The sequence below is a fragment of the Acidiferrobacterales bacterium genome (assembly GCA_028820695.1).
In the GTDB taxonomy this organism is placed as follows: Bacteria; Pseudomonadota; Gammaproteobacteria; order Arenicellales; family JAJDZL01; genus JAJDZL01.
In genome coordinates, this window is sequence record JAPPIB010000044.1 from 41009 (window position 1) to 48124 (window position 7116).

Annotated in this window: 7 protein-coding genes; 4 read left to right on the forward strand and 3 right to left on the reverse strand. The window is 48.9% G+C overall.

What is annotated here, in order from left to right; translation table 11 throughout:
* The 3 genes from OXI60_06630 to purF form a co-directional block, all read left to right on the forward strand.
* Positions 1-671, forward strand: a 671-nt coding sequence (locus OXI60_06630) for an SPOR domain-containing protein (protein ID MDE0309492.1), incomplete at its 5' end; no start/stop codon positions are given.
* Between the two features lie 161 nt (positions 672-832).
* The gene (locus tag OXI60_06635) at positions 833-1315 is read left to right on the forward strand and encodes a CvpA family protein (protein ID MDE0309493.1); all 483 of its coding nucleotides are present in this window, start codon (positions 833-835) and stop codon (positions 1313-1315) included.
* Between the two features lie 75 nt (positions 1316-1390).
* Entirely contained in the window at positions 1391-2911 is a 1521-nt protein-coding gene (gene purF / locus OXI60_06640) for an amidophosphoribosyltransferase (protein ID MDE0309494.1), read from the forward strand.
* An 8-nt stretch (positions 2912-2919) separates the two neighbouring features.
* On the opposite strand, the gene OXI60_06645 is transcribed toward purF, so the two are convergent.
* Positions 2920-3651 carry a UDP-2,3-diacylglucosamine diphosphatase gene (locus OXI60_06645; protein ID MDE0309495.1) on the reverse strand — a complete coding sequence of 244 codons (732 nt, stop codon included), beginning with the start codon at positions 3649-3651 and terminating at the stop codon, positions 2920-2922.
* 294 nt (positions 3652-3945) lie between these two features.
* On the opposite strand from OXI60_06645, the gene cysS reads away from it, so the two are divergent.
* Positions 3946-5370 (forward strand): cysteine--tRNA ligase, encoded by a 1425-nt coding sequence (gene cysS, locus OXI60_06650; GenBank protein ID MDE0309496.1) that lies wholly within the window; start codon positions 3946-3948, stop codon positions 5368-5370.
* Between the two features lie 130 nt (positions 5371-5500).
* Here cysS and OXI60_06655 read toward each other — a convergent pair whose 3' ends face one another.
* The gene (locus OXI60_06655; GenBank protein ID MDE0309497.1) at positions 5501-6190 is read right to left on the reverse strand and encodes a hypothetical protein; all 690 of its coding nucleotides are present in this window, start codon (positions 6188-6190) and stop codon (positions 5501-5503) included.
* A 46-nt stretch (positions 6191-6236) separates the two neighbouring features.
* The coding region (locus OXI60_06660) for a hypothetical protein (protein ID MDE0309498.1) at positions 6237-7116 on the reverse strand (880 nt) is incomplete at its 5' end.

The window sequence follows — 7116 nt, forward strand, 5'->3', positions numbered from 1 at the left end:
CTACCGAAGTCGTCCAGTCTTCTGAGCCCGCCGAGCCTGTCCAATCTACCGAAGTCGTCCAGTCTTCTGAGCCCGCCGAGCCTGTCCAATCTACCGAAGTAGCCCAGCCTGCCGAACTCGCATTGTTCGTTCAGGTTGCCGCTTTCTCAAAAGTTGACAACGCACAGCGTAAACGAAATGAGATTTCAAAAGCTCTGTTTCCGGCGCGCGTTCTCACGGACCGTAACGGGTTGAATCTCGTCCTTGTCGGCCCTTACCTGACTGAGTCAGAAGCAAAGAAAGCTCAGTCTGACCTTAATTCAACGTTGCAGATTGCGGAAAGTTTCCTTAAGTTTGTCGAAGTCGAGCCGGCCCGGGTGGTGACCAGCGAGCCCACTTCCGATGCGATCGCGCAAAAATCGGCAGACGCGGCAGCATCGTCTGACGAAAAACCCGCGATGTCGGACGGTTGGTATGTGCGAGTCGGTTCATATAAGAATCTGGGCAATGCGAAAACAAGCAGTTTGCGGGTGCAAAAATTGCAGTTGCCGACTGCCATCACCAAGGAACATGACTTCAACGTGCTCATGGCAGGCCCGTTTCAGGATAAACAGACCGCCGAGAACGCGAAGGATACAGTATCGAAGGCATTGGACGTGAAGGACGCGTATCTTGTCAGGGTCGGGTCGTAGTATCGGCGTGCATCCAAGGTCGCTCTTGTGAATTCTTTACAATTCAGTTTCGTAATGTTAGATACTTGTTGCCAGAAATTGCAGCAGATTGCAGCAGATACCCAGCGCCGCGTTCCATGGCGAAAAACGTTGAAACCGCAAAATTAGTACGGTAACTACTATTGTCTTCATTAATTATCGACATCGGATTGGTTGTCGTAGTATTGCTGTCGTTCTTGATCGGAGCATTCCGTGGTTTCTTACGATCATTTCTATCGGTGGTGTCGTGGGTAGTGGCGGCTTGGGTGACATGGAAATTCGGCGCGTGGGCGGTTCTGCTGCTGGAAGGTTGGAATGTGACACCGATCGTGCAGGTAATTGTTGCACGTCTCGGCGTATTCTTCGTTGTTTTGTTCGTGATGTCGGTCATCGGTCACCTCGTGGCCGCATCGGTCAGCTCTGACGGAATTGCAAGTGTGGACAGGACACTGGGTGCGGCATTCGGCATAGTCCGGGGTCTTGTCATTGTTGTGCTCCTGGCTGTTGCATTCGCCTATCTCTTGGGGACGGATCAGCCGCTGTGGGAGGATTCGATTCTGTTGCCAGCCATTGAACCATTTGCGAAAATCGTTCAACAGCTCATCTCTGACGTCAGTGAGGTATGATGTTCTAGAGTGACAGGCGTTTTGAATCCATGTCCCTGATTAATTTTCAACTATTGCAGATGACGGAGATATAGCATGTGTGGAGTGGTTGCAATGCTCACTGGAGGAGACGCTGGGCATGAAATATACGAGGCACTGACAATACTTCAACATCGGGGGCAGGACGCTGCCGGTATTGTAACCAGTGACGGACAGCGAGTGTATTCCAGAACCGGCCGAGGCCTGGTCAGGGATGTGTTTTCGACCGAGTCCCTCAATGATCTGAAAGGATCTGCCGGAATCGGGCATGTTCGCTACCCGACTGCCGGTGCAAATACCGAGGCAGAATGCCAGCCATTCTATGTCAACTCACCGTTTGGGATCGCGCTTGCCCATAATGGCAACCTCATCAACGCGATCGAATTGGGTGAGCAGGTGTTCAAAGGCGACCGTCGGCAGATCAACACCAGTTCCGATTCCGAAATCATGCTCAACGTACTGGCCTACGAACTTTCGACAAAGGTTCGCAGGACTGGGGGAGAACTGACACCGAATCACGTTTTTCATGCGGTCGAAAAGGTTTTCAAACGTTGCAAAGGGGCCTTCTCCGTGACCGTCCTGATTGTTGGAATTGGAATTTTGGCATTTCGGGACAAGAACGGCATTCGTCCTTTGATATATGGCACCCGCGAGGTCAATGGCAGAAAGGACTTCGCGTTCGCTTCAGAAAGTGTCGTCCTAAACGTCATGCAGTACGAGATCGAAAGGGATGTCCTGCCCGGCGAAGCCATTTTCGTCGACATGGATGGTAATATTCATAGCAGGCAGTGTGCGGCTGATGCCAGTCCGTCGCCGTGTATTTTTGAATATGTCTATCTCTCAAGACCTGATTCGATGATTGATCGAATCTCAGTCTATAAGACCCGCTTGCGGATGGGAGAATGGTTGGGCAAACGTCTGCTGGAACAGTTTCCGAATCACGATATCGATGTGGTGATGCCGGTACCGGACACCAGCCGGGCTGCCGCGTTGCAACTGGCCCATACAATCGGCGTGAAGTATCGGGAAGGTTTCATAAAGAACCGATACTTCGACCGTACTTTTATTATGCCGCTGCAGGCACAAAGGAAGTATTCGGTCAGACACAAGCTGAATGCCATCAACTTGGAGTTTGAGAACAAGAACGTCCTGCTGGTAGACGATTCTATCGTCCGCGGCACCACCGCGAAGCAGATCGTGAAACGGGCCCGGGAAGCAGGTGCCAGGATGGTCTATCTGGCTTCTGCGGCACCACCGGTTCGATATCCGAACGTATATGGTATCGACATTCCCAGCCCGGAAGAGCTCGTTGCTACGAATCGTACCACTGATGAGGTTTGCGAGTGGATCGGTGCGGACTTTGTCCTTTATCAGCGTCTGGAAGATCTGATTGAGTCGGTTCGCACGACCAATTCAGATGTTGATGTTTTCGAGACTTCGGTTTTCAGTGGTGAATATGTTACAGGGGATGTGTTGCCTGAGTATCTGTCGAAAATCAGTGAGGAAAGAAAGGACTCTAACCGTGAACAGGAAGGCGCTTCATTGCTTGAATTCAAGACGAAGCAGGCTGTCGGCTAGATGACAGATCAGCAAAAGGGCGCATACAGGTTGATTTCACCGTTCGGACTGATTCGTATGACACCATCATTGCCACTATCCCAGTCACCGAGCACATAACGATACGCAGCACGCCCGTTCACGGTCAGTTTGTGAACCGCGGTTCTATGTACATGGCCGTGGATCAGTATCCGTACATCATGTCGATGCATGGTTTGTGCGACAGCGTCGAGGTTGACGTCCATCAACTCCTCATTCTTTTCGATCTTTCCCGTTTCACTCTGCATGCGCATGTCCCGCGCCCGGTCGTGGCGCTCGTGGACGGATAGTTTCAGGACTTCTCTTTGCCACTCGGGGTCCAGGACGATTTCCCGGTAGCGTTGATGCCCGACATCATCGGTGCAAAGACTATCCCCGTGCATCAGCAGGATGGCTTCATCATTGACTGTGATTATGTATGGATCAGGAATCAGCGTTCCGTTGAAGTGGTCGATGAAACTGTTCCCGATCAGGAAGTCCCGATTTCCATGCATGATGAATATTCTGACTCCCGATTCCGATAAGTCCTTGAGCGCCTCGACCGCAGGTCGGTGACCAAGCAGGTCCAGTCCGTCATCGCCAATCCAGTATTCGAACAGGTCGCCGAGAATATACAACTGTACCGCATCCGACTTGATTGATTCGAGATATTGCCGGAACCGGCCATAGGTATCCGTGTTTTTGGGGTCCAGATGGATGTCGGAAATCAGATATATGGCCATCAGGGGAATTTGAACGGGTGTGTCACAACAATTCTCATATTAAAACGTGTTTGCTGACAGGTTGTCGGATTTTTCGGCAACGAAAGTTCGCGGTGAGCTGGAATTTAATCCCCGACCGTCGAAATATCAATTGGACAAGGTAGATTCAGGAATAAAATATCATTCGACCTGAACTTCTTATCGTCTCCTTGCCGTGCGGATCAACCAGTCTTTTCCGCAGCAGCCCGGGGATGCCGGATCAGCACACGCGAATCACACTCGGAGACTTGGTATCAACTTATCTTGCGACAGTTTATGGACGGAAACCCGATCAGAATCTATAACAGCCTGACACGGCGAAAGGAGAATTTCGTCCCGATCAGGGAAAATCGTATTGATATCTACGTATGCGGAATGACCGTGTACGACTACTGTCATCTTGGTCATGCACGAGTCATGGTCGCGTTCGATTCTGTGATCCGCTACTTTCGTTATCGGGGGTACAAGGTCAGATATGTCCGAAATATTACCGACATTGACGACAAGATCATCAAGAGAGCCAACGAGATGGGTGAGTCGATTCAGTCTCTGACCGATCGTTTCATTGGATTTATGAATGAGGATCTTGATGCACTGTCAATTGTGAAACCTGACCACGAACCGCGTGCCACACAATACATTCCGGAAATTATCGACATGATTTCCCGTCTGGTTGAGAAAGGATTCGCGTATGCGGCAGATAACGGTGATGTTTATTATCGAACGCGGATGTTTGAGAACTATGGCGAACTGTCCGGGGAGAATGTCGATGATCTGCGGGTGGGTGCCCGGGTCGAACCCGACGAGGTGAAAGAAGACCCCATTGATTTTGTGCTTTGGAAGCACTCAAAGCCCGATGAGCCCAAATGGCCGTCACCGTGGGGTGATGGACGGCCCGGTTGGCATATTGAATGTTCAGCGATGTCAACCTGCCTGCTCGGTGATCATTTTGACATTCATGGCGGCGGCAGAGACCTGCTGTTTCCACATCATGAGAATGAGATTGCCCAATCGGAAGGTGTCAGCGGCGGGAAATTTGTCAATCTGTGGATGCATAACGGCTATTTGCAGATCAATGCTGAAAAAATGTCCAAGTCACTGGAGAACTTCCTGACGATTCGAGAGATTCTTGACCAAGACAGGGACCGGATCAGGATCGGAGAGATTCTGCGCTATGTTTTTCTGTCCAGTCATTACCGAAGTCCACTGAACTATAGTGATGACAGCTTGAAAAATGCAAGACTTGCGCTGCGGCGAATCTATATGGCAATCCACAAGACCGAAGAAATAGATATTCCTGCGGTCGCAGAAACAGATTCGCGCCTGTGTGCCAGATTTCGCGCCGCAATGGACGACGATTTCAATACGCCGGATGGACTTGCGGTGATTTTTGATTGTGTCCGGGAGTTGAATCGGGCTGTGAAGTCGGATTCCCTTGATCGGATCGGCGTACTGAAAAACACACTCATGGAGCTGGCTGGATCTTTAGGGCTGGCAAATATGGAACCTTCGAGATTTTTAGGCGTCGGAGGGGCTTTTGACGATGCGGATGATGGTATCGGGCAACTGGTGATGCAGCGGGAAGCTGCACGTCGCGAGCGGGATTTTGCCACGGCCGACCGGATCCGGGCTCAACTGACTGAAATAGGAGTAGAGATCGAGGACCGCCCGGACGGTACCACAGTATGGCGACGGGCCTGATTTTCGAATATTGCTACTGATGTGGTTTGGCTGCGAAAACCAATAATTGGAATGTTACGAAAGACTTGAGCTTCTATGCTGTTGCTGAGAGAATAAAACTACTCTGTGACTCACGTTTTATCATTTTGCCTTATTCAAAAAAATGATCTTTTGAAACAAACGGATCACAAGCGAGTTTGTCTGCACATTCTGCAATCAAAACTCGATCAATTTCAAGTGCTAGTGCCACAGCGTCATCCCAATGCTCACGAATCGGCACCCGACCGTCACGAAACTGTGGGACAACTTCTTTGCTCGTTTCGTCAAAAACGTTACTAAGCGGTGTAACGACACATGGTTCATCTATATTTGGAAATGGTATGGCATCAAAAGATACAGGTCTAAATTTTGGGTAACTAATCTTTCTCGCTGTGACGTTCCTGAGAGCCACTCGCCCAAGAGTCGAGTTAAGCCAAATTGCGATTGCTTTTGCGTGTTCAAATGAGATTGGGGCGTTACCGATTTCAGGTAATACAGGCATCCATGAATAACCAATGACAGGTGTTTTCGATGCTACCGCTACTAAGCGTGACCCTGAGCTGTCGTGACTATCGGCTACCAATAAATGAGAGCGATACTTGCTCATCATTTGACTATCTTTCTCGAGTCTTGCCGCATAATTCCTGTCACTTTCATTTGGTAGGCGAGAGAGTCGTATCCACTTCGTAAAACGTCCAGCCAGACTTTTCTGAGAATCCTTGCCTACTCCGCTAATTGCTGGTTCGGAACTTTCGACTGGCTCATCAAAATGCTCATATTTCTTGTTTGATGATGTCGTCATGCGCCAGTCTCCTCCTGCCGAGTCAACTTGGAAGTGAGCATAACCTCTAAGTATCGAATCGTCCAACGCGCCATCGCCCCCCCCCTTTTTTTGCTCTTCTTGACTTGATTAAATCAGTCCGTAGATGTGTTGAACAAGTTATTGCTTGTCGAGCAATATTTGCTAACGTACAATCTGCGAACACAGCAGGAGTCCAATCTCCTTTCATAACTAAATCGTAGTCCCAGAACAGACTTGAGCCTTCAAACGCCTCATTTCTCACTGCTTTATCTATAATCTCGTAGGCTTCTTCAATCGATTGAGGAAAGCGGTGTAAATTGATAAATAACGTAGGATTATCCTTGTTCGCCTCAACATTTGACATCACAATCAAACATTCGTTGATATTGGTGTTCCAACTCATGTTGAAGTTGGAGGGTTGATGACAAGTCAGTACATAATCGATATGTGCTGCAGTAGCGTAGATTTTTCTAGTTTCCCGAGCCTCCTCTGAAGACAAAACAGTTGTCGGTCGAACAAGGCCCAATACTCCATTTGATTTGCTGATTAACTTCAGCGATAAAATTTCAAACAGCATCGCGATCGTTGTTTTTTTACCTTTTAGTAGTGGTTCGATTTCTGCTAGTTCATTCCATACTTGAGACAAACGCCCGCGTATGGCGTTTTGTATCTCTTTGTTAAATTTCGAACCGATGTCCTTCCAAGGCGTGTAGGGTGGATTCATAAGATTAAAATAAGGTGGTGAGGTGCAGAGGTCGTCACCTAGGCTCGTATGTTTAGATTCGTTACTTGATTCCATGTCAACTCGGAAGTTGACATCTCTGTGGTGTAACTTATTCAACCGATCCGGACGCGGAATTATTCGATCATCCAATATTAAGGTTATTGATAGTCGTGCAACGGCTATCTGTAACCATGTTGAACGA